Genomic DNA, 24,068 nt, shown 5'->3' with positions numbered 1-24,068 from the left:
GGAAAGATGAACAAACTGCGTCCCTGCACCGCAGCAAGCAAAGAAAGCAGCAAAAAGGCCGGCTAAACGCCGGCCTTCTCGCCATACCCGTAGTCTTGCGGATGCCTATTCCGCGGGCGGCAGCGCCAGCGGCTCCGCTTCCGGAGCCGTCGGCACGATCGCCGCCTGCTGCTTCTCGCGCTCGTCGAGGATCAGCTTGTCGCGCTTGACCGCGACTTCGCGGATCCGCGCCATCGAGGCGCCGGTGCCGGCCGGGATCAGGCGGCCGACAATGACGTTCTCCTTGAGGCCCTCGAGCGGGTCCACCTTGCCGTTGACGGCAGCTTCGGTGAGCACGCGCGTGGTCTCCTGGAACGAGGCCGCCGAGAAGAAGGAGCGGGTCTGCAAGCTCGCCTTGGTGATGCCGAGCAGAACCGGCGTACCCGTGGCGGGCTTCTTGCCCTCCTCCTTGGCCTTGGTGTTGAGCGCGTCGAACTCGATCTTGTCGACCTGCTCGCCCGAGATCATGTCGGTGTCGCCCTGATCGGTGACCTCGACCTTCTGCAGCATCTGACGGACAATCACCTCGATGTGCTTGTCGTTGATGAGCACGCCCTGCAGCCGGTAGACCTCCTGGATTTCGTTGACCAGATAGGCAGCGAGCTCCTCGATGCCCTTGATCGCCAGGATGTCGTGCGGCGCCGGATTGCCTTCGACGATGAAATCGCCCTTTTCGACGATGTCGCCGTCCTGAAGGTGGATGTGCTTGCCCTTCGGGATCAGGTACTCGCGCGGCTCCTCGGTCTTGTCCATCGGCTCGATCGAGATGCGGCGCTTGTTCTTGTAGTCGCGGCCGAAGCGGATCGTTCCCGCGGTCTCCGCGATGATCGCCGCATCCTTCGGCTTGCGAGCCTCGAACAGTTCCGCCACCCGCGGCAGACCGCCGGTGATGTCACGCGTCTTGGCGCTCTCGGTCGAGATACGCGCCAGGATGTCGCCGGGCATCACCTTCGCGCCGACGTCAACCGACAGAATGGCGTCGACCGACAGCATGTAGCGGGCATCGCCGCCACGCGCGAGCTTCATCACCTTGCCGTCCTTGCCCTTGACCACGATGGCCGGACGCAGGTCCGAGCCGCCGCGCGTCGTTCGCCAGTCGATGACCACGCGCTTGGCGATACCGGTCGATTCGTCGAGCGTTTCCGAGATCGACTGGCCTTCGACCAGATCCTCGAAACCGATCGTGCCCTCGACCTCGCTCAGCACCGGGCGGGTATAGGGATCCCACTCGGCGATGCGCTGGCCGCGCTTGACCATATCGCCTTCGTCGACGTGCATCTTCGAACCGTACTGAATACGGTGGGTTGCACGCTCGGTGCCGTCGGCATCGACGATCGCAACGACCATATTGCGCACCATCGCGATCAGGCTGCCTTCGCTGTTGCGGGCGATCGCCTTGTTCTTGATCACGATCTTGCCGTCGAAGTTCGATTCGACGAACGACTGCTCGTTGAGCTGCGCGGCGCCGCCGATGTGGAACGTGCGCATCGTCAGCTGCGTGCCGGGCTCACCGATCGACTGTGCCGCGATGACGCCGACGGCCTCACCGTGGTTGACCGGGGTGCCGCGGGCCAGGTCGCGGCCGTAGCACTTGGCGCAGATGCCGTTGATCAGCTCGCAGGTCAGCGCCGAGCGGATCTTCACTTCCTGGATGCCGGCCTGCTGGATCGCATCGACGTGGCTCTCTTCCATCAAGGTGTCACGCTTGATGATGACCTCGTTGGTCGCGGGATCGCGCACGTCATCGCAGGCCACGCGGCCCAGGATGCGCGAACCGAGCGAGGCGACCACGGTGCCGGCGTCGACGATGGCGCGCATCTTGATGCCGAGCGTGGTGCCGCAGTCGGTCTGCGTGATGATGCAGTCCTGCGCGACGTCGACCAGACGGCGGGTCAGGTAGCCCGAGTTCGCGGTCTTCAACGCGGTGTCCGCGAGGCCCTTGCGGGCGCCGTGGGTCGAGTTGAAGTACTCGAGCACCGACAGACCTTCCTTGAAGTTGGAAATGATCGGCGTCTCGATGATCTCGCCCGACGGCTTGGCCATCAGGCCGCGCATGCCGGCGAGCTGGCGCATCTGCGCCGGCGAACCACGCGCACCGGAGTGCGCCATCATGTAGATCGAGTTGATGTCGGCATCCGCGCCCGCCGCCGTCTTCTTGGTGGACGAGATCTCCTTCATCATCGCCTTGGCGACTTCTTCACCGGCCTTCGACCAGGCGTCGACGACCTTGTTGTACTTCTCGCCATGGGTGATCAGGCCGTCATTGTACTGCTGCTCGAAATCCTTCGCCAGCGTACGGGTCTGATCGACGATCTTCCACTTCGAGGCCGGCACGACCATGTCGTCCTTGCCGAACGAGATGCCCGCCTTGAAGGCGTTGTAGAAGCCGAGCGCCATGATGCGGTCGCAGAAGATCACTGTCTCCTTCTGACCGCAGTGACGGTAGACCTGATCGATCACGCCGGAGATCTCGCGCTTGGTCATCAGCTTGTTGATGATGTCGTACGAGATCTTCGGGTTCTTCGGCAGCAGGTTGCCGAGCATGACGCGGCCCGCGGTGGTTTCGATCCAGCGCTTGGACTGCTTGCCTTCCTCGTCGAGGCCTTCCCACCGGTACTTGATCTTGGTGTGGAGGTGGATGACCTTCGAATGCAGGGCGTGCTCGAGCTCGGCCATGTCGCCGAAGATCTTGCCCTCGCCGGGCAGGCCTTCGCGCATGATCGAGACGTAGTAGAGGCCGAGCACGATGTCCTGCGACGGCACGATGATCGGCTGGCCGTTCGCCGGATGCAGGATGTTGTTGGTCGACATCATCAGGACGCGCGCTTCCAGCTGCGCCTCGAGCGACAGCGGAACGTGCACGGCCATCTGGTCGCCGTCGAAGTCGGCGTTGAAGGCGGCGCAGACCAGCGGATGCAGCTGGATCGCCTTGCCTTCGATCAGCACCGGCTCGAACGCCTGGATGCCCAGGCGATGCAGCGTCGGCGCGCGGTTGAGCAGCACCGGATGCTCGCGGATCACCTCGTCGAGGATATCCCAGACCTCCGGACGCTCCTTCTCGACCAGCTTCTTGGCCTGCTTCACCGTGGTGGACAGACCCTTGGCGTCGAGCCGCGAGTAGATGAACGGCTTGAACAGCTCGAGCGCCATCTTCTTCGGCAGGCCGCACTGATGCAGGCGCAGCTCGGGACCGACCACGATCACCGAGCGGCCGGAATAGTCGACGCGCTTGCCGAGCAGGTTCTGGCGGAACCGGCCCTGCTTGCCCTTCAGCATGTCGGCGAGCGACTTCAGCGGACGCTTGTTGGCGCCGGTGATGACGCGGCCGCGGCGGCCGTTGTCGAACAGCGCGTCGACGGCCTCCTGCAGCATGCGCTTTTCGTTGCGGATGATGATGTCGGGCGCACGCAGCTCCATCAGCCGCTTCAAGCGGTTGTTGCGGTTGATGACGCGGCGGTACAGGTCGTTGAGGTCGGAGGTCGCGAACCGGCCGCCGTCGAGCGGCACCAGCGGACGCAGGTCCGGCGGAATCACCGGCACGACCGTCATGATCATCCATTCCGGCTTGTTGCCGGAGACGCGGAAGGCCTCGACGATCTTCAGCCGCTTGGCGAGCTTCTTGTGCTTGATGTCGGAGTCGGTCTCCGCCATCTCGGCGCGCAGCTGCGCCTCGAGCTTCTCGAGCTCGAGCCCCTTGAGCAGCTCGCGGATTGCCTCCGCGCCGATCATGGCGGTGAAGGAATCCTGGCCGTACTCGTCCTGCGCCTTCAGATACTCGTCTTCCGACAGCAGCTGACGGTCCTTCAGCGCGGTGAGACCCGGCTCAAGCACGACGTAGTATTCGAAGTAGAGGATCCGCTCGAGATCCTTCAGCGTCATGTCGAGCAGGAGGCCGATGCGCGAGGGCAGCGACTTCAGGAACCAGATGTGAGCGACCGGCGCCGCCAGCTCGATATGGCCCATGCGCTCGCGCCGGACGCGCGACAGCGTCACCTCGACCGAGCACTTCTCGCAGATGATGCCCTTGTACTTCATCCGCTTGTACTTGCCGCACAGGCACTCGTAGTCCTTGATCGGCCCGAAGATGCGCGCGCAGAACAGGCCGTCACGCTCCGGCTTGAAGGTGCGGTAGTTGATGGTCTCCGGCTTCTTGATCTCGCCGTACGACCAGGACAGAATCTTCTCCGGAGACGCGATCGAAATCCGGATCTGGTCGAAGACCTGGGCCGGCGTCGTCGGATTGAAAAGATTCATAATCTCTTGATTCATGGTCTTCTCCTCGCGTGCCGATCGTCACCGGCAGCAAATTCGAAAGTTTTATTCAGTGCGCGCCCCACTCAACGTCCGAGCGGAGCGCGACGGCCCGGCGCTTTCGCGCCGGGCGTCAATCACAGCGTTACTCGGCCGCTTCCGACGTCGGCGCCGGTCCCACCTTGGAATTGTGCAGGTCGACGTTGAGGCCGAGCGAGCGCATTTCCTTGACCAGCACGTTGAACGATTCCGGAATACCGGCCTCGAAGGTGTCGTCGCCGCGCACGATCGCCTCGTACACCTTGGTACGGCCGGCGACGTCGTCCGACTTCACGGTCAGCATTTCCTGCAGCGTGTAGGCGGCGCCGTAGGCTTCCAGCGCCCAGACCTCCATTTCGCCGAAGCGCTGGCCGCCGAACTGCGCCTTGCCGCCCAGCGGCTGCTGGGTGACGAGCGAGTACGGACCGATCGAACGCGCGTGGATCTTGTCGTCCACGAGGTGGTGCAGCTTGAGCATGTAGATGTAGCCCATCGTCACCTTGCGATCGAACGCATCGCCGGTGCGGCCGTCATAGACGGTCGACTGGCCGGAGGCGTCGAAGCCCGCGAGCTTCAGCATCTCCTCGATGTCGGCCTCCTTGGCGCCGTCGAACACCGGCGTTGCGATCGGCACGCCGTGGCTCAGATTGCGGCCGAGCTCGACCAGCTCGTTGTCGTTCAGCGACCTGATGGTTTCATCCTCGCCATAGATCTTCTTCAGGGTCTCGCGCAGCGGCTTGAGATCCTGCTTCTGATAGTAGGCGTCGATGGTCTGGCCGATGCGCTTGCCGAGGCCGGCGCAGGCCCAACCGAGATGGGTCTCAAGGATCTGACCGACGTTCATGCGCGAAGGCACGCCGAGCGGATTGAGCACGATGTCGGCATGCGTTCCGTCCTCGAGGAACGGCATGTCCTCGATCGGCACGATCTTCGACACCACGCCCTTGTTGCCGTGACGGCCGGCCATCTTGTCGCCGGGCTGGATCTTGCGCTTCACCGCGACGAAGACCTTGACCATCTTCATCACGCCGGGCGGCAGCTCGTCGCCACGCTGCAGCTTCTCGACCTTGTCGAGGAAGCGCTGCTCGAGGCCCTTCTTCGACTCGTCGTACTGCTTCCGCATGGCCTCGATCTCGGCCATCAGCTTGTCGTTCGGCGAGGCGAACAGCCACCACTGCGACTTCGGATACTCGTCGAGCACCGCGCGGGTGATCTTGGTATCCTTCTTGAAGCCCTTGGGGCCGGCGATGCCCTGGCGGTTCTCCAGCAGCTCGGCAAGGCGGTTGTAGACGTTGCGGTCCAGGATCGCCTGCTCGTCGTCGCGGTCCTTGGCCAGACGCTCGATCTCCTCGCGCTCGATCGCCAGCGCACGCTCGTCCTTGTCGACGCCGTGGCGGTTGAACACGCGGACTTCCACGATGGTGCCCTGCACGCCCGGAGGCACGCGCAGCGAGGTATCGCGGACGTCGGAGGCCTTCTCGCCGAAGATGGCGCGCAGCAGCTTCTCTTCCGGCGTCATCGGGCTCTCGCCCTTCGGCGTGATCTTGCCGACCAGGATGTCGCCGGCGCGGACTTCCGCACCGATGTAGACGATACCGGCTTCGTCGAGGTTCTTCAGTGCTTCTTCCGAAACGTTCGGAATGTCGCGGGTGATTTCCTCGGGACCGAGCTTGGTGTCGCGGGCCATCACCTCGAACTCCTCGATGTGAATCGAGGTGAAGACGTCGTCCTTCACGATCCGCTCGGAGAGCAGGATCGAGTCTTCGAAGTTGTAGCCGTTCCACGGCATGAACGCGACCAGCACGTTGCGGCCGAGCGCGAGCTCGCCGAGATCGGTCGACGGACCGTCGGCGATGATGTCGCCCTTCTTGACGATGTCGCCGACCTTCACCAGCGGACGCTGGTTGATGCAGGTCGACTGGTTGGAGCGCTGGTACTTCATCAGCCGGTAGATATCGACGCCCGACTTGGTCGGATCGAGATCCTCGGTGGCGCGGATCACGACGCGAGTGGCGTCGATCTGGTCGATCACGCCCGAGCGGCGCGCGGCGATCGCCGCGCCCGAGTCACGGGCGACCACGCCTTCCATGCCGGTGCCGACGAACGGCGCCTCGGCGCGAACCAGCGGCACCGCCTGGCGCTGCATGTTCGAGCCCATCAGCGCGCGGTTGGCGTCGTCGTTCTCGAGGAACGGGATCAGCGCCGCGGCGACCGAAACCAGCTGTTTCGGCGACACGTCCATGTAGTCGACCTTGTCCGGCGTTACCGGCAGCACTTCGCCGGCATGACGGCAGACCACGAGGTCGTCGGTGAAGCGGCCCTTGGCATCGAGCGGCACGTTGGCCTGCGCGACGCGGTAGCGGCCCTCTTCCATCGCCGACAGATAGACCACCTCGTCGGTGACCCGGCCGTCCTTGATCTTGCGATAGGGCGTCTCGACGAAGCCGTACTTGTTGACGCGCGCGAACGTCGCCAGCGAGTTGATCAGGCCGATGTTCGGACCTTCCGGCGTCTCGATCGGGCAGATGCGGCCGTAATGCGTCGGATGCACGTCGCGGACTTCGAAGCCGGCACGCTCGCGGGTCAGACCGCCCGGGCCAAGCGCCGACAGGCGCCGCTTGTGGGTGATCTCCGACAGCGGGTTGGTCTGGTCCATGAACTGCGACAGCTGCGAGGAACCGAAGAACTCGCGCACCGCGGCAGCCGCGGGCTTGGCGTTGATCAGGTCCTGCGGCATCACGGTGTCGATATCGACGCTCGACATGCGCTCCTTGATCGCGCGCTCCATGCGGAGGAGGCCGATCCGGTACTGGTTCTCCATGAGCTCGCCGACCGAGCGCACGCGGCGGTTGCCGAGGTGGTCGATGTCGTCGATCTCGCCCTTGCCGTCGCGCAGGTCGACCAGCGTCTTGATGACCGCCAGGATGTCTTCCTTGCGCAGCGTGCGATGGGTATCGGGCGCATCGAGTTCGAGGCGCATGTTCATCTTGACGCGGCCGACCGCGGAGAGGTCGTAGCGCTCGGCGTCGAAGAACAGCGACTGGAACATCGCCTGCGCCGAATCCAGCGTCGGCGGCTCGCCCGGACGCATCACGCGGTAGATGTCGAACAGCGCATCCTCACGCGTCATGTTCTTGTCGGCCGACAGCGTGTTGCGGATGTAGGCGCCGACATTGACGTGGTCGATGTCGAGCAACGGCAGGTCCTTGTAGCCCTGCTCGTTCAGCACCTTGAGCGACTTCTCGGTGATCTCCTCGCCGGCTTCGGCGTAGATCTCACCGGTCTTCGGGTTGACGAGATCCTCGGCGAGATAGTTGCCGACGAGCTCCTCGTCCGACATGCGCAGCGCCTTCAGGCCCTTCTCCTGAAGCTGGCGCGCCTGGCGCACGGTCAGCTTCTTGCCGGCCTCGAGCACCACCTTGCCGGTATCGGCGTCGATCAGGTCGTTGACGGTCGAATAGCCGCGGAAGCGGTTGGCATCGAACGGCACGCGCCATCCGTCCTTGGTCCGCTTGTAGGTGATCTTCTTGTAGAAGGTCGACAGGATCTGCTCGCCGTCGAGACCGAGCGCGTACATCAGCGAGGTCACGGGCAGCTTGCGGCGGCGGTCAATGCGCGCGAACACGATGTCCTTGGCGTCGAACTCGATGTCGAGCCAGGAACCGCGATACGGAATCACGCGCGCGGCAAACAGCAGCTTGCCGGACGAATGGGTCTTGCCCTTGTCGTGGTCGAAGAACACGCCGGGCGAACGGTGCATCTGCGAGACGATGACGCGCTCGGTGCCGTTGACGACAAAGGTGCCGTTCATCGTCATGAGCGGGATATCGCCCATGTAGACGTCCTGCTCCTTGATGTCCTTCACCGACTTGGCGCCGGTTTCCTCGTCGATATCGAACACGATCAGGCGCAGCGTCACCTTGAGCGGCGCAGCGAAGGTCATGCCGCGCTGGCGGCACTCGTCGACGTCATATTTCGGCGGCTCGAACTCGTAGCGGACGAATTCGAGCATCGAGGTGCCGGAGAAGTCCGAGATCGGGAACACCGAGCGGAACACGGCCTGCAGGCCCTCGTCGGGGCGACCGCCCTCGGGTTCGTCCACCATCAGGAACTGGTCGTAGGACGCCTTCTGAACCTCGATGAGGTTCGGCATCTCGGCGACTTCCTTGATGTGACCGAAAAACTTGCGTACGCGTTTGCGACCGGTGAATGTCTGCTGCGCCATCGTGGCCTCTCATTTTCGTCGCCTTTGTGGGGCGAACCTTCCGGGACGCGACTGCCATCGGCCCCGGGTTGAATTTCGAATCGTCTCGAAGGAACGAAGCGCAAAGTCAGGAATTAAATCCCCGTCCCGGCCCCGACCACCTCCAAAACGCAAAACAACGCGCGGGGCGCATCACTGCACCCGCTCGTCCAAACGCTCCGCTTTACGGACTGAAAAAGCCCGAAATCTGACTGTCTCCCAACGGCTTCCGCCGAGGACCCTGCCGTCCTCGCCGCCTACCGTGTTTTTCCGCTGCCAACCCGATATGGGATGGCAATAAAGGAGATTCGAGGGTTAAGTCCACGGATCCCCACACTTTTTTGTGTCCGGCGCGCCACGCGACAACCTGTCGCACGCCGTTTGCATGGCCCGGGAGCGCCCAGCGGCGCTCCCGGATCGCGCATTACTTGAGGTCGACCTTGGCGCCAGCCTTCTCGAGCTGGGCCTTGATCTTGTCGGCTTCTTCCTTGTTGACGCCTTCCTTGACGGGCTTCGGAGCGCCTTCGACGAGGTCCTTGGCTTCCTTCAGGCCCAGGCCAGTGATGGCGCGGACTTCCTTGATGACTTCGATCTTCTTGTCGCCGGCCGAGGCCAGCACGACGGTGAAGTCGGTCTTCTCTTCAGCCGGAGCAGCGGCAGCGCCGCCGGCAGCCGGGCCAGCAACCGCGACGGCGGCAGCGGCGGACACGCCCCACTTTTCTTCGAGGAGCTTGGCGAGTTCGGCCGCTTCGAGCACGGTGAGACTCGAGAGGTCGTCGACGATTTTCTGCAGATCAGCCATTGTTCAGTTCCTTAAACGTTTGGTTCGAACCAGGTTTGAGATTAGCGAAGGGGTCAGGCCGCTTCGCCCTTTGAGGCATGAGCCTGAATGACGCGTGCGAGCTTGGCCGCAGGCGCATTCGAGAGCTGAGCGAGCTTGGTCGCCGGCGCCACGAGGAGGCCAACGATCTTGCCGCGCAGTTCGTCGAGCGACGGCAGTGAGGCGAGCGCCTTCACGCTGTCGACATTCAGGACGGTTTTGCCCATCGAGCCGCCGAGGATGACGAACTTCTCGTTCGCCTTGGCGAATTCGATGGCAACCTTTGGCGCCGCAACCGGATCGTTCGAAGTAGCGATCACGGTCGGTCCCTTCAGCAGGGAACCGATGGCTGCGACGTCAGTGCCTTCAAGAGCAATTTTGGCGAGACGGTTCTTCGAGACCTTCACCGACGCGCCCGCCTGCTTCATCTGCATGCGCAGCTTCTGCATCTGGGCCACGGTGAGGCCGGAATAGTGAGCAACGACCGCGACGCCCGTGGTCTTGAAGACCTCATTGAGCTGTTCGACCGCCTCTTTTTTTGCCGCTCGTTCCACAGCAAGCTCTCTCCGGTTGGCGGCCTTTCCGCGAGGACAGGACCGCCGGGTTGCACCCATCGTCCCGCCCTAAACCTGATCCTTGGGGCGCAAGGCCCTTCGGACATGCCGGGCAAGACGACATCTAGAAGCCTGCCCTCCCAGAGCCTTGCGGCCATGGGCTGTCGAGGTTCGAACCAAACCCGCCTCCGAGCCGCGAACAGGCCGCGACGTGGAGCGCAAAATCCGGTCTTCACCCGTCTATGCAGGCTGTGCGATTAAGCCGTTGAAAACACGAGGTTCTCGCGGGCGCCTGCAGTCTCGGACAGGATCGAGGCACTTCAGCATGCTGAAGGCCCCTGCTCTCACGCCGTCAGAGGCGATGGGTCTCCTTCCTTTCGAGCATCCTTGCGGGCATGCGGAAAGGAATGATCTCCTATCATCTCAGGTTTTCGGAATGCGAGCACAGACATGCCAGCAAGTGCCAGCACGCCCGGAAGGCGCTATGTAGCCGGTCCTGCCCTGTTTGCCAAGAGCAAATTTCAGACCAGTTCGGCGATCTGTCCGGCCCAGCAGAAAATTTCTTCCCGGACGGCGTCACGCCCCGATGCCGTCGCTCGTCTGGGCGCTGGAGGCTCGCATGAAACGATGGATTGCAGGAATTCTAGCCCTATTCAACCTCGCCAATGGGCTGTGATGCTGTCAGCCGGTTCCCTCTGGTGGTCGCTGGTGCCCGGCGCCGCCGATACCGGTCCGTTCAACCCTCATTTGGTCCAGGACGTCGGCATCGCCTTCATCGCGGCAGGGCTCGGCCTGGCGGCGCGAGCCTTGTGGCCGGCGTGGTGGCCGGCAGCTGTCGCGGGCGCCGCGTTCCTGGCCGGCCATGGCGCGCTGCACCTCGTGATGATCGCCGGCGGCCACGACCGCCATGCCGCATCCGATCTGGCGGCGGTCGTCCTGCCCGCGGCGCTCGCCCTCTATTCCGCCCTGCCAAATCAAGGAGACCGACATGCGTAGCTTCATCGCGCGCCGCATGCTGCGCGCCTATTCCAGGCGCTACGGCTACGACACCACCTACCTCGAGATCATGCTCAAGGAATCGCCCGCCGCGTTCTTCAAATTCACCGGCGCGATGAAGGCCGCTGCCTACCGCGCGGTCGCGCCGGTCGAGGCCTTTTATGCCGCCAAGCTGACCGGCGCTCTGGCGGAAGATTGCGGTCCCTGTGCGCAATTGGTCGTCGACATGGCGATCGGAGCCGGAATGGCGGAACAGCAGGTCACTGCCGTGCTCCGGCGCGATGTTCCCGCCATGACCGTGGACACCGCGCTCGGCTTCCACTTCGCGAAGGCGATCGTGCAACGCTCGGCCGACGATGACGCCTGCCGCGACGCGGTTCGCGCGCGCTGGGGCGAAAAAGGCGTGATCGACCTCGCTTTGGCCCTACAAATCGGGCGCATCTTCCCCATGATGAAGCTGGCGCTGGGATATGCCAGGGAGTGTCGCCGCGTGACCGTAGCCGGCCATCAGATCGATGTCATCAAGCAGGCGGCCTGAGCGCGACCCGCTCGCGCCGTATCGGGCGCGGCTGACCGGGCTCGCCTATCGCATGCTCGGCAGCCGCGGCGATGCCGACGACGTGGTGCAGGACGCCTGGCTGCGGTTCGCCGCGGCCGACGACGTTCGCAATCCCGAGGCGTTCCTGGTCACGGTGGTGACCCGGCTTTGTCTCGACCGGCTGAAGAGCGCCCGCGCCCAGTGCGAGGTCTATGTCGGCGCCTGGTTGCCCGAGCCGGTGTTCGACGAGGCGCTGTCCGCCGAGGCGGCAACCGAGCTCGCCGACGATCTCTCCTTTGCGCTGATGCTGGCGCTCGACGCCCTGACGCCGCTCGAGCGCGCCGCATTCCTGCTGCACGACGTGTTCGACCGGCCGTTTGCGGAAGTCGCCCGCACGCTCGAGCGCAGCGAGGCAGCCTGCCGGCAGCTCGCCGCGCGCGCCCGCCGAACCGTCCGCGACAACCGCCCTGTGCCAGTCGAGCCGCCCGAAGGCCACGCACGGCTGCTGACGGCATTCTGCAAGGCCGCGGCCAGCGGCGACGTCTCCGCCCTCGCCAACCTGCTGCGCGAGGATGCCATCGCGATCACCGACGGCGGCGGCCGCAAGCTGGCGGCGCTGAAGCCGATCAAGGGGGCAGCGAAGATCGTCCGCTTCATCATCGGCATCGCCGGCAAGAACGCCGGCAGCGAGGCTCGCGTCGAACCGATGATGATCAATGGCAGGGCGGGCGCGCTGATCTTCCTCGATGGCGAAGTCGATCACACGCTCAGCATGGCGATCGACGGCGAGACTGGCCGGATTGCGGCGATCTACGTCGTCCGCAACCCGGACAAGCTGCGCCACGCGCCGCGCCGGAACTGAAGCTCCGGTCAGGACGCCGTCGCTACCGGATGGGCGAGCGGCTTGCCGGCAAAGAAGGCGTCGAGATTGGCGAGCACGCAATCCTGCATGGCGACGTGCGATTCCAGCGTATGGCCGCCGAGATGCGGCGACAGCACCACGTTGGGCAGCGCGGTCAGCGCGTTGGGCGCATGCGGCTCCCTGGCGAACACGTCAAGGCCGGCACCGGCGATCACGCCGTCGGTCAGCGCCGCGATCAGCGCCGTCTCGTCGACCACCGAGCCCCGCGAGATGTTGACGACAAACCCGTCGCTGCCGAGCCGGCGCAGGATGTCGGCATTGACCGCATGCTCGGTCTCGGCGCCGGCGCGCACGGCCACCATCAGCACGCTGCACCAATCGGCGAGCGCCTCCAGTGTCGGAAAGTATTGATAGGGCACGTCGTGCTTCGAGCGGCTGAAATAGCCGATCTCGGTCTCGAAGGCCGCAACGCGGGCGGCGATCTTGCGACCGATCTCGCCCATGCCGTAGACGCCGACCTTGCGCCCGCGCATTCCCGCCTGCGGCCGCATCATCGGCGACGGCTTTGCACCGGCCCAGTCACCGCTCCGCACGTAATTGTCAGCCACCAGCAGCCGCCGCACCGACGCCAGCATCAAGGTGACTGCGGTGTCGGCGACCGACGCCGCATTGGCACCGGGGCTGTGACCGACCGCGATGCCGCGCTTGGCGGCGGCGGCGAGATCGACGCCGTCATAGCCGGTGCCGTAGCAGACGATCGCGCCGAGCTTCGGCAGCATGTCCATGGCCTCGGCGCCGAGCGCCGTGCCGCCCGCGGTGATCATGGCGCGGATCTCGGCGAGATCGGTCTTGGGAAACGCTTCGTCCACCCGCTTGCCTGCCGCGTTGAGAAGCTCATAGCGCTCGCCGAAGCGGATCAGTTGAGCCTTGGGAAAACGCGAATAGACCAGGACCTTATCGGGCATTGTTCTTCTTTCCTGCGAGAGGCTTCAGCTGGTTGTTCTGAGGCGTTTTCTTCACGCGAACCGGTACCCATTTCGCGCGAAAACGCTCTCGCAAAACAAAAGGGCGGAACCGGTTGCCCGGTCCCGCCCCTCTTATCCCGTCACGGCCAGAGACCTCAGCCGAGGATCGTGCCCGGCTCGACCTTCACGCCCGGACCCATGGTGGAGGAAACCGCCACGCGCTGGATGTAGGTGCCCTTGGAGCCCGCCGGCTTCGCCTTGGAGACCGCGTCGGCCAGCGCCTTGACGTTCTCGACCAGCTTGTCCTCGGAGAACGAGGCCTTGCCGATGCCGGCCTGCACGATGCCGGCCTTCTCGACGCGGAACTCGACCGAGCCGCCCTTGGCGCCCTTCACGGCGTTGGCGACGTCCATGGTCACAGTGCCGATCTTCGGGTTCGGCATCATGCCGCGCGGACCGAGCACCTTACCGAGGCGGCCGACCAGCGGCATCATGTCGGGCGTGGCGATACAACGATCGAAATCGATCGCGCCGCCCTGCACCTTCTCGACCAGGTCTTCGGCACCGACGACATCGGCACCGGCGGCCTTGGCTTCCTCAGCCTTGGCGCCCCGCGCGAACACGCCGACGCGGAGCGTACGGCCGGTCCCGTTCGGCAGGTTGACGACGCCGCGGACCATCTGGTCGGCGTGGCGCGGGTCGACGCCGAGATTGATCGCGATCTCGATCGTCTCGTCGAACTTCGACTTGGCGCGCTCCTTGACCATCTTGATGGCGTCCGCGAGCGGGTAGAGCTTCTCGCGATCGACGCCCTCGCGGGCCTTCTTCAAACGCTTTCCGACTGACATGGCCCGTTACCCCGCAACTTCCAGACCCATCGAACGGGCAGAGCCCTCGACCATCTTCATGGCCGATTCAATGGTGTCGCAATTCAAGTCCTTCATCTTCTTCTCGGCGATCTCGCGCACCTGCGCCTTGGTCACCTTGCCGGCCTTGTCACGGCCCGGCGCCTTCGAACCGGACTGGATCTTGGCGGCCTGCTTGAGGAAGTAGGACATCGGAGGGGTCTTCATCTCGAAGGTGAAGGACCGGTCCGCATAGATGGTGATGATCACCGGGATCGGGGTGTTCTTCTCTTCCTTCTGGGTCTGCGCGTTGAACGCCTTGCAGAACTCCATGATGTTGAGACCGCGCTGACCAAGCGCGGGGCCGATCGGGGGCGAAGGGTTCGCCGCACCGGCCGGGACCTGAAGCTTCAGGTATCCGGTCACTTTCTTTGCCATTTATCACTCCTGTTGTGCCGGACAGGGCCGGCGGTTTCAGGTTCCGTGGTTCGGTTGAAGGGGCTGGCGACCGCCTCCTCCCTCCCACGGCCTCTCTACTTGACGCGAGGCATATACCCCGCGCCGTCCGGTCAGACCACCTTTTCGACCTGACCGAATTCCAGTTCCACGGGGGTCGCGCGGCCGAAGATCGACACCGCGACCTTCACGCGCGAGCGCGCCTCGTCGATTTCTTCCACCACGCCGGAGAACGAGGCGAACGGGCCGTCGGCCACGCGCACGTTCTCGCCGATTTCGAACGACACCGACGCCTTCGGACGCTCCACGCCCTCTTGCACCTGGTGCAGGATCCGCATGGCTTCCGCTTCCGAGATCGGCATCGGCTTGTTTTCCGCGCCGAGGAAGCCGGTCACCTTCGGGGTGTTCTTGATCAGATGGAACGCCTCGTCGGTCAGTTTCATCTTCACCAGCACATAGCCCGGGAAGAACTTGCGCTCGGCGTCGATCTTGCGGCCGCGGCGCACCTCGGTGACCTTCTCGGTCGGCACCAGCACCTGCTCGAACAGCTCTTCCAGCCCGCGCTGCTTGGCCTGCTCACGGATCGATTCCGCGACCTTCTTCTCGAAGTTCGAATAGGCGTGAACGATGTACCAGCGCTTGTCCATCAATTGAGTTCCCATGCTCATCAGTGGATGCCCAGTATCAGGGTGATGAGGTAGCGGATGATCTGATCCGCGGCGAAGAAGAAGATCGAGGCCAGCGCCACCATCACGAACACCATGATGGTGGTGATGGTCGTCTCGCGGCGCGTCGGCCAGGTGACCTTGGCGGTCTCCGAGCGCACTTCCTGCAGGAATTTGAACGGGCTGAAAGCCATCGTGAGATCCGCGTCCGTTACCGGACGATTGCAACGTTTCAAGGAATCCGAACAGCCGACCTTGCGGACCCAGCCCTCGTTTGGAAGGTTGAGCCGATAAACGAGCTCGAATGTTCGGGGAATTAGGCCGCGCCGGATATCCGCCCTCAAAGCGGGCCGGCTGCGAGTGCCGGGTATCTACTGCGAGACCGGCCAAACGTCAAGGTCGGCGGGGCCGCATCCGGCGCCTGCCCGGCTCGAGCCGATCGGGCATTGGCCTCTCCAAATCAAGGGCTTAGCCGGCACCCGGCGGCAGGACGACGCTTCCGTCGCGCAGCGCAACCGCTGTCTGGCCTCCTCTAGGCCAGGACGGGCGTCGGCGGCAGCAGCATCGAGACAAGCAATCCGCTCGGCTCGCTCGGCTCCAACGCGATGCTGCCGCCATGCCGTTTGACAATATCCTGGGCGATCGACAGCCCCAGCCCAAAGCCGCCGCTGTCCTGGCGCGCGCTGTCGACCTTGAAGAAGGGCTTGAATACCTTGTCACGCAGCGCCGGCGGGATGCCGGGACCATCGTCGGCCACCGCGATCTCGATGTGATCGGCCTCCGCGCGGCGCAGCGTCACCACAACCAGGCTGCCGTGCTTGACCGCATTCTCCACGACATTGGTGACGGCGCGCGACAGCGCGCGGGGCCGGCAGACATAGGGCAGCCGCGCGGGCCCGGCATAGGACACCGCATGGCCCGTATCCGCGAAGTCCGAGCAGATCGTCTGCAGAAAGCTCGGCAGATCGATGCACGACGCCGCCTCGGTGCGGGCATCCTCGCGCAGATACTCCAGCGTCTCGTTGATCATGCGCGTCATCTTGGCGATATCGCCCAGCATCGCCGTGCGCAGCGCGTCTTCGCGCACTCGCTCGGAGCGCAACCTGAGCCGCGTCAGCGGCGTCCGCAGGTCGTGGCTGATCGCCGCCAGCATGCGGGTGCGGTCGTCGAGCAGTGCTGCGATACGGGTGCGCATGTCATTCAGCGCGTCCGCGACCTGGGCGATCTCGCGCGGACCGCGCCGGCGCAGCACCTCGGAAGTCCGCGGCGAGCGGCCGAACGAGGTCGCAGCGCGTGCGACCTCCGCCAGCGGCGCAATCACCCAGCGCACCGCATAGACCGACAGCAGCAGCGTGGAAATCAGCAAGATGATCGCGCCCCCGGCCACCGGACGGAGCAAAGTGGACCAGAGGCCGCCCTTGACCGCAACGTCGGCCATCAGCGCGTGGCCCTCGTCGAGCCTCACGATCACCTGTGACGACGAGCCTGCCGGATGGCGCAGGTCCTCCATCAACTCAATTCCCGGCTCGGCCGCCAGTTGCCGGAATGCTCGCATGGAAAACGGCCGCGTCTCCGCGGTTGTTCGAGGCATCAGCTCGCCCAAGGCGACGCGCCTGACGTCGAGACCGCCGCGCCTGGCTGCGGCCAGCAGTTCATCCGCGTCTGCCGGCGTCTTCATCGAACGCACGAGCTGTGTGAGCTCCGCGACCCGCCCTGCCAGAAACTTCTGCGTGTCGGTGATCGAGGGAGAATCGAACAGATAGATGATGGTCACCGCCGCGAGCATGATGCCGATCAGCTCCGAAAGCGCGACGAGGCTCATCAGTTGCGCAGCGACGCTGCGCGGTATCAGCCGCTGTGCCCATCCCATCAGATCTGCTCGACCGCAGGCGTGAAGAGGTAGCCGCCGAGCCGCACCGTCTTGATCATCGAGCGGTCCTTCGGATCCGGCTCGATCTTCTGCCTGATGCGGCTGATATGGACGTCGACGCTGCGCTCGACCGATGCGATCAGGCCGCCGAAGGCCTGCTCGATCAATTGCTCGCGTGACAGCACCCGTCCCGGATTGCGGCAGAATGTCAGCAACAGGTCGAATTCGGCGCCGGTCAACGTGATCCGGACGCCGGCCGGGTCATGCAGCTCGCGCGTCGTGGGATTGATGCGCCATCCGGCGAAGGTCAAAGGGCGCGGCCGGCTCGGCGACACAGAGCCGCTCTCGACCCGGCGCAACAACGCGCGGATGCGGGCCACCACCTCGCGCGAGTTGAAGGGCTTGGTGACATAGTCGTCGGCGCCGAGCTCGAGGCCGAGGATGCGGTCGATGTCCTCGCCGCGCGCCGTCAGCATGATGATGGGAATCGTGGACGACATGCGCAGGCGTCGGCAGATGCTCAGCCCATCCTCGCCGGGCAGCATCACGTCGAGCACGATGAGATCGAAGCTCTCGCGCTTGAGCAGCGTATCCATCTCGACGGCCGAGCCGACCAGCACCGGTCTGAAGCCGTTGTCCTGCAGCACCTCGGCCAGCATGCGCGCGATATCGGCATCGTCCTCGACGCAGAGGATGCGTGCGTTGGTGACGGGGAAAGCCACGAGGTCATATTCCAGGATTTGCATCACGGCATTTTAGAGGCCTCGGCCCCAAATGCGCAGCGCGCAAATATAGCGTTTTGTTAAGCCTGCACGGCCAAATGTGGCTCAAATAGGTCGCGCGGTTTCGCGAGCTACATCTGACTTAATATCTCTTAATCCCGACCCGGGCGGCCCCCCTCTATCGTGACACGCGATCGCTTCTGGGGTGAGCGGTCGTTCGAGGGGTGACATGAACATCAAGATTCTACCGGACCCTGCCGCTGCTGCGCAGGGCACGGACCCAGTGTGGCTCGATCGCCGGTGCAATCGGACATCCTCGCTCGTCACAGCCACAGTCGCGGTCGCGTTGCTGTCGGGCTGCGCCAGCGCGCCGATGACCAAAGGCGGATCGCTGGCATCCTATGACAAGCTGACGCCGTCGGACGGGCTGCTGGCGAAATCGCTGGTTCACGTCAACAAGGACGACGTGCTTGCCGCCAAGACGGTGCGGATCGTGCCGACGACCTTCGCGCACGCGGCCTCGCCGATGCTGTCGCAGGAGCAGCGGCGCCTGGTCGCCAACGCGATCGACCGTTCGCTCTGCGTCGGCCTCAGCGACCGGCTCGAAGTCGTTGCGGCCGATCAGCCGGCGGACCTGACCGCGCACGCGCTCGTCACCCACGCGGCTCCCACCGACGAGGTCGCCGCGGGCGCCTCCAGGGTGCTCGGCTTTCTGCCGACCGCGCTTAGCGCAAACGTCCCCGTGCCGGTGCCGCGGTTGCCGATCGGCCTCGGCAGCCTGACGGTTGAAGCCGAGGCGCGTGATCCGGCCAGCCGCCAGCAAGCGGCGATGGTCTGGGCTCGCGGCGCCAATTCGTTTACCAATTCGCCGAGGGTTTCGAGCGCTGCCGACGCCTACGACCTCGCCTCCTCGTTCAGCGACGATTTCAGCAAGCTCGTCGTCACCGGCGCAACGCCGTTCGGAAAGCCGCCGGAGCTGCCGTCATTCGACAAGATCGGTGCCACGCTCGGCGGCAAGCCGAAATATGCGGCCTGCGAGGCATACGGCCGCAATCCCGGCCTGATCGGCATGGCCGCGGGCAAGCTCGGCCTGCCGCCGGAATGGTCCGACAAGGTGCCGGCGACAGCCGGCCAATAGCCGGCCTACCCGGCAAAGCTCTTCTGCACCGCCTGATCTAGCGTCGTCCCGCCGACATAGCGCTGCCGCAGCTCGCGCTTCAGCAGTTTGCCGCTCGGGTTCTTCGGCAGGCTGTCGACGAAGATGACCTGCTTCGGCACCTTGAAATGGGCCATCGACGCCGCGCAATGCTTGATCACCGCATCGGCATCGAGGCTCGCGCCGGCCTTGACCACGACGATCGCGGTCACCGCCTCGATCCAGCGCGGATCGGGCAGCCCGACCACTGCAACTTCCGACACCGAAGGCAGCCGGTAGATCATCTCCTCGACCTCGCGGCTCGCGACATTCTCGCCGCCGCTCTTGATCATGTCCTTCACCCGATCGACGACGGTGATGTAGCCGTCGGCATCGACGGTCGCGAGATCGCCGGAATGAAACCAGCCGCCGGCGAACGCCGCCGCGGTCTTGACCGGATCGTTGTAATAGCCGGACAGCAAATGCGGCGAGCGGTGCACGATCTCGCCGACCTCCCCGATCCCGACGTCGGTCATGTCAGGCCTGACCACCCGCGTCTCGACATTGATCGCGGGCTTGCCGGCCGAACCGGCCTTCGGCAGCTGGTCCTCCGGCGTCAGCACAGTCGCGAGCGGCGCGATCTCGGTCTGGCCGTAGAAATTCCAGAACTTCACGTCGGGCAGCCGCCGCTGCAATTCGAGCAGCACCTCGACCGGCATGATCGAGGCACCGTAATAGCCCTTGCGCAGGGTCGACAGGTCGGTGCGGTCGAACGCGCCCGAGCGCAGCATCGCGATCCAGATCGTCGGCGGCGCGAAGAACGAATTGATCTTGTGGGCCGCGATCAGCGCCAGGACGTTGTCGGGCACCGGCTTGCCGGTAATGAGGCTGGTGGCGCCGAGATAGATCGCGGGCCCCAGGAAGACGTCGAGCTGCGCGCAGTGATAGAGCGGCAGCGCGTGCAGCACCGTGTCGTCGGTCGACATGCCGCCGTCGATGATGCAGCTGACATACTGCCACATGACGGCTTCATGGGTAAGGATTGCGCCCTTCGGCAGCGACTCCGTGCCGCTGGTGTAGATGATCTGCGCGGGATCGCGGCTGTCCACCGACACCTCCGGCGCCGAGGCGTCGCTGTGCAGCAGGCTGTCGAAGGTCGTGATGCCGTCGGGCGCGGTGGCCGGATCCTCGCCCGGCAGCCAGATCAGGGTCTCGACCGCCGAGCCCTTGGCGGCCGCAGCGTGCGCCGTCTCCACGAAATCGGGGCCGACAGCGAGCAGCTTGGCGCCGGAATTGGCGAGGATGAAATTGATCTCGTCCGGATTGAGCATGAAGTTGATCGGCACCAGGATGGCGCCGATCCGGGCCACCGCAAACCGCAGCGCGGCGAAGCCGTGCGAGTTGCGCGACAGCACCGCGACGCGATCGCCCTTCGCAACGCCAAGCGTGAGCAGGCCGCGGCCGAGCCGATTGCAGATCGCGTCCATCTCCGCAAAGCTCCAGCTCAGCTCGCCGCAGATCAGCGCGGTCTTGCCGGGGTAGCGCTTCGCCGACCGGCGCAACAGATCGCCGATGCTGTGCTCGCGGGCGCGCTGGATAGTTGCTGCGATGTCTCCGCTCATTTGTCCCTCCCGAATGTGCTTGTTGTCGTTGTCTTGTTTGCGTCTTGCCTTGGCCGCGCCGTCGCTATTGCCGGGCGGCGTAAGCGTGTTCCATGTAGGTGTGCTCGACCGAGCGATCGAGCGAGGCGATCTTCTCGAAGCCGCGCCGCCAGTCCTGCAAATGCCGCCGCGTCCACAGCACGCCGGCCTCCTTGTCGCGCCGCATGATCGCGTCGAGCAGATGATGGTGCGCCTCGACGAGGCGCGCGCCGCCCTCCGGCACGCCGCCCACGATCATCTCGGTGGTCGGAAAGAACAGTTGCGCGGCGGGCTCGCGCGCCAGCTGCAGCACGCGGTTCTGCGAGGCCTTGGCCATCAGCACATGGAATTCCGCATCGAGCTCGGCAAGCGCAGCGGGATTGCCGACGACAGCTGCGCTGCGCTCGAGATTGCCGGCGAGCTCGGCGATGTTCTCCTCGGTGGCGCGCTCCACCGCGCCCTCGACGCTCGCGACCTCCAGCGTCATCGAGGTCTCGAACAATTCGCGGAACGTCACCTCGTGCAGGATCAGCGCGCGGGACAGTCGCGTGGCGAGCTTGTTGTAGCGCGGCAGGCAGGCCTGCAGCCGCCGGCTGGAATCGCGGCGGATCAGCCCGCCCTCCTCGAGCACGCGAATGCCTTCGCGCACCGTCGAGCGGTTGACGCCGAACTGCGCAACCAGCTGCTGCTCGGTGCCGATCGGCTCGCCCGGCTTGATCCGGCCGTTGATGATCTCGCGTTCGATCGCGTCGGCGACCTTCTGATAGGCCGGCGCGACATCGATGCGCCGGAACAGCGGCGTGGTGGGCATCTTCAGCTCCCCCGGACTCCCGATTGTCGTTTGTCGGACAAAGGATAGGCGAAGGCTTTTGGGGCGTCAAACGAGCAATATTCGGCCTGATTGTCGCACCCAGGCAGCCGGAATTGACACCGGAACCGAGCAAATCTAGCTTTGTCGGACAAACTGATAAGAACACCTCGGGGAGGCACAACATCATGAAATCCATCGTCACGAGTCTGTCCGCCGCCGGCCTGATCGCGGCCGTGCTGGCAGGGCCGGCGCACGCGCAGCAGGCGCCGCTCAAGATCGGCGTGCTCACGGATTTCCAGTCGGTCTATTCGGACATCGGCGGCGCCGGCAATGTCGAGGCCACCAAGATGGCGATCGAGGAGTTCGGCGGGTCGATGTTCGGCAAGCCGATCGAGCTCGTCACCGCCGACGCCCTCAACAAGGCCGACGTCGCCGCCACCATCACCCGCAAATGGTACGAGGCCGAGAATGTCGACATGATCGTCGACATGCCGACCTCGGCGACCGCGCTCGCCGGCATGGAGATGTCGAAGCAGTTCGAGAAGATCATGATCGTGACGGATGCGGCGAGCTCCGACATCACCGGCAAGTCCTGCTCGCCCTACACGCTGCACTGGACCTACGACACCTACGCCAACGCCCACACCGTCGGCAGCGCGATCGTGAAGAACGGCGGCGACACCTGGTTCTTCATCACCGCCGACTATCTGTTCGGCCATTCGATCGAGCGCGACACCGGGGACGTGGTCCGCGCCGCCGGCGGCAAGGTGCTCGGCAGCGCGCGGCATCCGCTCAACACGCCGGACTTCTCGTCCTTCCTGCTGCAGGCCCAGGCCTCGAAGGCCAAGATCATCGGCATGGCCAATGGCGGCGCCGACACCATCAACACCATCAAGCAGGCCTCCGAATTCGGCATCGTCGCGGGCGGGCAGAACCTCGCCGGCATCGTGATGTTCATCTCTGACATCCACAGCCTCGGGCTCAAGCTCGCGCAGGGCCTGATCATCACCGAGGCCTACTATTGGGATCTCAACGACCGCACCCGCGCCTTCGGCAAGCGCTTCTTCGAGCGCATGAAGCGGATGCCGACGATGAACCAGGCCGCGACCTACAGCGCCACCCTGCACTACCTCAACGCGGTGAAGGCCGCCGGCACCAAGGAAACCAGGCCGGTGCTGGCCAAGATGCGGGCGACCCCGGTCCGCGACGCCTTCACCGACAACGGCGTGGTGCGCGAGGACGGCCGCATGGTGCACTCGATGTTCCTGTTCGAGGTCAAGAAGCCCGAGGAATCGAAGGCGCCGTGGGATTACTACAAGGTGCTCGCCGAAGTGCCCGGCGACCAGGCGTTCCGACCGCTCAAGGACGGCGGCTGCCCGCTCATCAAATAGGTCAAATGATCATGGCCGGTGTCCAGGACCTCGGCCAGATGCGGCTCTCTTACGGCTTGTTTGCTCGCGGGGGGCAGCGTTTCGCTCCGAGTTCAACATATAAACCACATCAAGAACCGGATTGGGCCAAAGCCAATCAGTTGCTCCGCCATTCGCTGGGCGCCACGCCGGACCAGCGCTGAAAGGCATGGCTGAAGCCGCTCAGCTCAGCGTAGCCGAGCGCGAGCGCGATGTCGGTGATATCCATCCGCGTGCCTGCGAGCAATTGGCGCGCAACTTCGAACCGTGATTGGTTCACCAGTTCGCGAAAGCTCTTGCCCTCCGCCTGCAGCCGGCGGTTCAGCGTCCGGGGTCGTACCGACAGTTCGCTAGCGACCTCTTCCAATGAGACGTCTGGAAATATCACCCTTGCGCGCAGCATGCGGGTAACCGTGTCGGTGACGCAGGGTTGTTCGACGGCCCAATAAGCGGCGATGGACTTCTCCAGTATTCGGCGCAGCTCCCCGTTTGCACCGCGAACAGGACGGTCGAGAAGACTGGCCGGAAACACCAGCGCATGCTGCTCTGCATCAAATCGAGGAGCGAATCCAAAGAAACGGCGATAGGGTTCAACGTTGCTTGGGGTTCGACGAGAGGTGCGCACCTCTTCGGGCGCCGCACCGACCAACTCCCTCATCATATTGAACCCGATCGCGATCGCTCCGTCACTGATCTGGTCAACGGCCTGCACACCCGGATAGTGCACGGCATACCCCCAAAAAGCGACGTCGTCCTGGATCACAAGATAAGTAACTGCGCCGCGCACATAGCGTCGCTGGTTGATGCAGAGGTCCAGGATCGCATCCTTGAGCGTCGGAGCAGTATGCATCAGTCGCCCGACGAGCCCAAGGCTGGCGGTCCCTGACCGCTGCCCGACGAGGAATCCGAAATGCTGGCATCCCGTCGCAGCTACGCCAGCCTCGATGAGCCGGCCCAATTCGATGAATGAAATCGAGTTTTCGGGGTTGCGCAGCAGGTCGGGATTGATGCCCGCGCCCGCGATGACGCCTGCGGGATCCTTGCCCAGTTCTCGCAAGACCTGGGGAAGCTCGACCAGAGCTCCGACGCGTTGTCGCCCTTCCATTGGTCGCACCTCGGCTTGACGCCCACGGATTAGCTCCACCCCGGGGACACGAGACATGAGACATGTCGCAAAATAACAAGCGGCGCGAGTTGATCTCGATCAA

19 protein-coding genes are annotated in these 24,068 nt (G+C 64.5%); 5 read left to right on the top strand and 14 right to left on the bottom strand.

Annotated features, from left to right (window positions below):
* Positions 1–105: 105 nt before the first annotated feature.
* The 4 genes from rpoC to rplJ form a co-directional block, all read right to left on the bottom strand.
* On the bottom strand, positions 106–4,308 hold the full coding sequence (gene rpoC, locus E2I15_RS03555) for a DNA-directed RNA polymerase subunit beta' (protein WP_137483454.1): 4,203 nt from the start codon (positions 4,306–4,308) through the stop codon (positions 106–108).
* Positions 4,309–4,435: 127 nt separating this feature from the next.
* The gene (gene rpoB / locus E2I15_RS03550) at positions 4,436–8,554 is read right to left on the bottom strand and encodes a DNA-directed RNA polymerase subunit beta (protein ID WP_137483455.1); all 4,119 of its coding nucleotides are present in this window, start codon (positions 8,552–8,554) and stop codon (positions 4,436–4,438) included.
* Positions 8,555–8,996: 442 nt separating this feature from the next.
* Positions 8,997–9,374: a 50S ribosomal protein L7/L12 gene (gene rplL, locus E2I15_RS03545; protein WP_038383110.1), complete on the bottom strand. Its 378-nt coding sequence runs from the start codon at positions 9,372–9,374 to the stop codon at positions 8,997–8,999.
* Positions 9,375–9,427: 53 nt separating this feature from the next.
* On the bottom strand, positions 9,428–9,946 hold the full coding sequence (rplJ, locus tag E2I15_RS03540; RefSeq protein ID WP_018272146.1) for a 50S ribosomal protein L10: 519 nt from the start codon (positions 9,944–9,946) through the stop codon (positions 9,428–9,430).
* A 675-nt stretch (positions 9,947–10,621) separates the two neighbouring features.
* Here rplJ and E2I15_RS03535 point away from each other — a divergent pair.
* From E2I15_RS03535 to sigJ, 3 genes are read left to right on the top strand one after another with little or no spacing between them, the layout of a single operon-like run.
* The gene (locus E2I15_RS03535; protein WP_137483456.1) at positions 10,622–10,942 is read left to right on the top strand and encodes a hypothetical protein; all 321 of its coding nucleotides are present in this window, start codon (positions 10,622–10,624) and stop codon (positions 10,940–10,942) included.
* Positions 10,935–11,480 carry a hypothetical protein gene (locus tag E2I15_RS03530; RefSeq protein WP_137483457.1) on the top strand — a complete coding sequence of 182 codons (546 nt, stop codon included), beginning with the start codon at positions 10,935–10,937 and terminating at the stop codon, positions 11,478–11,480. Before E2I15_RS03535 ends, E2I15_RS03530 begins: the two co-directional genes overlap by 8 nt.
* Positions 11,458–12,342 carry an RNA polymerase sigma factor SigJ gene (gene sigJ / locus E2I15_RS03525; protein WP_137483458.1) on the top strand — a complete coding sequence of 295 codons (885 nt, stop codon included), beginning with the start codon at positions 11,458–11,460 and terminating at the stop codon, positions 12,340–12,342. Before E2I15_RS03530 ends, sigJ begins: the two co-directional genes overlap by 23 nt.
* Positions 12,343–12,350: 8 nt before the next feature.
* Here the strand turns inward: sigJ and E2I15_RS03520 are convergent, their stop codons facing one another.
* The 7 genes from E2I15_RS03520 to E2I15_RS03490 form a co-directional block, all read right to left on the bottom strand.
* Positions 12,351–13,307, bottom strand: a complete 957-nt coding sequence (locus tag E2I15_RS03520; RefSeq protein WP_137483459.1) for a 2-hydroxyacid dehydrogenase — start codon at positions 13,305–13,307, stop codon at positions 12,351–12,353.
* A 155-nt stretch (positions 13,308–13,462) separates the two neighbouring features.
* Complete coding sequence (gene rplA / locus E2I15_RS03515; RefSeq protein WP_137483460.1) at positions 13,463–14,155, bottom strand: 50S ribosomal protein L1; 693 nt, start codon at positions 14,153–14,155, stop codon at positions 13,463–13,465.
* Between the two features lie 6 nt (positions 14,156–14,161).
* Positions 14,162–14,590 carry a 50S ribosomal protein L11 gene (gene rplK, locus E2I15_RS03510; RefSeq protein WP_011088164.1) on the bottom strand — a complete coding sequence of 143 codons (429 nt, stop codon included), beginning with the start codon at positions 14,588–14,590 and terminating at the stop codon, positions 14,162–14,164.
* A gap of 131 nt (positions 14,591–14,721) precedes the next feature.
* Positions 14,722–15,255: a transcription termination/antitermination protein NusG gene (nusG, locus tag E2I15_RS03505; protein ID WP_016840553.1), complete on the bottom strand. Its 534-nt coding sequence runs from the start codon at positions 15,253–15,255 to the stop codon at positions 14,722–14,724.
* A gap of 20 nt (positions 15,256–15,275) precedes the next feature.
* Complete coding sequence (secE, locus tag E2I15_RS03500) at positions 15,276–15,467, bottom strand: preprotein translocase subunit SecE (protein WP_016840554.1); 192 nt, start codon at positions 15,465–15,467, stop codon at positions 15,276–15,278.
* Positions 15,468–15,805: 338 nt separating this feature from the next.
* On the bottom strand, positions 15,806–17,143 hold the full coding sequence (locus tag E2I15_RS03495; RefSeq protein WP_137483461.1) for an ATP-binding protein: 1,338 nt from the start codon (positions 17,141–17,143) through the stop codon (positions 15,806–15,808).
* The gene (locus tag E2I15_RS03490) at positions 17,143–17,889 is read right to left on the bottom strand and encodes a response regulator (RefSeq protein ID WP_137483462.1); all 747 of its coding nucleotides are present in this window, start codon (positions 17,887–17,889) and stop codon (positions 17,143–17,145) included. Before E2I15_RS03490 ends, E2I15_RS03495 begins: the two co-directional genes overlap by 1 nt.
* Before the next feature lie 205 nt (positions 17,890–18,094).
* On the opposite strand from E2I15_RS03490, the gene E2I15_RS03485 reads away from it, so the two are divergent.
* The gene (locus tag E2I15_RS03485; protein ID WP_137483463.1) at positions 18,095–19,003 is read left to right on the top strand and encodes a DUF3313 domain-containing protein; all 909 of its coding nucleotides are present in this window, start codon (positions 18,095–18,097) and stop codon (positions 19,001–19,003) included.
* Positions 19,004–19,008: 5 nt separating this feature from the next.
* Here the strand turns inward: E2I15_RS03485 and E2I15_RS03480 are convergent, their stop codons facing one another.
* Together E2I15_RS03480 and E2I15_RS03475 are read right to left on the bottom strand one after the other, a co-directional pair.
* Complete coding sequence (locus tag E2I15_RS03480; RefSeq protein WP_137483464.1) at positions 19,009–20,622, bottom strand: acyl-CoA synthetase; 1,614 nt, start codon at positions 20,620–20,622, stop codon at positions 19,009–19,011.
* A gap of 64 nt (positions 20,623–20,686) precedes the next feature.
* Positions 20,687–21,451, bottom strand: coding sequence for a FadR/GntR family transcriptional regulator (locus E2I15_RS03475; RefSeq protein ID WP_137483465.1), 765 nt, complete (start codon positions 21,449–21,451; stop codon positions 20,687–20,689).
* A 185-nt stretch (positions 21,452–21,636) separates the two neighbouring features.
* Here E2I15_RS03475 and E2I15_RS03470 point away from each other — a divergent pair, with 185 nt between their 5' ends.
* Positions 21,637–22,842: an ABC transporter substrate-binding protein gene (locus tag E2I15_RS03470; RefSeq protein WP_137483466.1), complete on the top strand. Its 1,206-nt coding sequence runs from the start codon at positions 21,637–21,639 to the stop codon at positions 22,840–22,842.
* A gap of 136 nt (positions 22,843–22,978) precedes the next feature.
* On the opposite strand, the gene E2I15_RS03465 is transcribed toward E2I15_RS03470, so the two are convergent.
* Complete coding sequence (locus tag E2I15_RS03465) at positions 22,979–23,965, bottom strand: AraC family transcriptional regulator (RefSeq protein WP_170991803.1); 987 nt, start codon at positions 23,963–23,965, stop codon at positions 22,979–22,981.
* Positions 23,966–24,068 lie beyond the last annotated feature (103 nt).

It is taken from the genome of Bradyrhizobium sp. BR2003 (genome assembly GCF_009720285.1).
In the GTDB taxonomy this organism is placed as follows: Bacteria; Pseudomonadota; Alphaproteobacteria; order Rhizobiales; family Xanthobacteraceae; genus Bradyrhizobium; species Bradyrhizobium elkanii.
Note: the sequence above shows the minus strand (reverse complement) of the source record. Positions and strands in the feature narration are given on the sequence as shown.

Coding starts and splice junctions, on each gene's coding strand:
- rpoC (WP_137483454.1), bottom strand. CDS start 4,308: ATGAATCAAGAGATTATGAATCTTTTCAATCCGACGACGCCGGCCCAG.
- rpoB (WP_137483455.1), bottom strand. CDS start 8,554: ATGGCGCAGCAGACATTCACCGGTCGCAAACGCGTACGCAAGTTTTTC.
- rplL (WP_038383110.1), bottom strand. CDS start 9,374: ATGGCTGATCTGCAGAAAATCGTCGACGACCTCTCGAGTCTCACCGTG.
- E2I15_RS03535 (WP_137483456.1), top strand. CDS start 10,622: ATGCTGTCAGCCGGTTCCCTCTGGTGGTCGCTGGTGCCCGGCGCCGCC.
- E2I15_RS03530 (WP_137483457.1), top strand. CDS start 10,935: ATGCGTAGCTTCATCGCGCGCCGCATGCTGCGCGCCTATTCCAGGCGC.
- sigJ (WP_137483458.1), top strand. CDS start 11,458: ATGTCATCAAGCAGGCGGCCTGAGCGCGACCCGCTCGCGCCGTATCGG.
- E2I15_RS03520 (WP_137483459.1), bottom strand. CDS start 13,307: ATGCCCGATAAGGTCCTGGTCTATTCGCGTTTTCCCAAGGCTCAACTG.
- rplA (WP_137483460.1), bottom strand. CDS start 14,155: ATGTCAGTCGGAAAGCGTTTGAAGAAGGCCCGCGAGGGCGTCGATCGC.
- rplK (WP_011088164.1), bottom strand. CDS start 14,590: ATGGCAAAGAAAGTGACCGGATACCTGAAGCTTCAGGTCCCGGCCGGT.
- nusG (WP_016840553.1), bottom strand. CDS start 15,255: ATGGACAAGCGCTGGTACATCGTTCACGCCTATTCGAACTTCGAGAAG.
- secE (WP_016840554.1), bottom strand. CDS start 15,467: ATGGCTTTCAGCCCGTTCAAATTCCTGCAGGAAGTGCGCTCGGAGACC.
- E2I15_RS03495 (WP_137483461.1), bottom strand. CDS start 17,143: ATGGGATGGGCACAGCGGCTGATACCGCGCAGCGTCGCTGCGCAACTG.
- E2I15_RS03490 (WP_137483462.1), bottom strand. CDS start 17,889: ATGCAAATCCTGGAATATGACCTCGTGGCTTTCCCCGTCACCAACGCA.
- E2I15_RS03485 (WP_137483463.1), top strand. CDS start 18,095: ATGAACATCAAGATTCTACCGGACCCTGCCGCTGCTGCGCAGGGCACG.
- E2I15_RS03480 (WP_137483464.1), bottom strand. CDS start 20,622: ATGAGCGGAGACATCGCAGCAACTATCCAGCGCGCCCGCGAGCACAGC.
- E2I15_RS03475 (WP_137483465.1), bottom strand. CDS start 21,451: ATGCCCACCACGCCGCTGTTCCGGCGCATCGATGTCGCGCCGGCCTAT.
- E2I15_RS03470 (WP_137483466.1), top strand. CDS start 21,637: ATGAAATCCATCGTCACGAGTCTGTCCGCCGCCGGCCTGATCGCGGCC.
- E2I15_RS03465 (WP_170991803.1), bottom strand. CDS start 23,965: ATGGAAGGGCGACAACGCGTCGGAGCTCTGGTCGAGCTTCCCCAGGTC.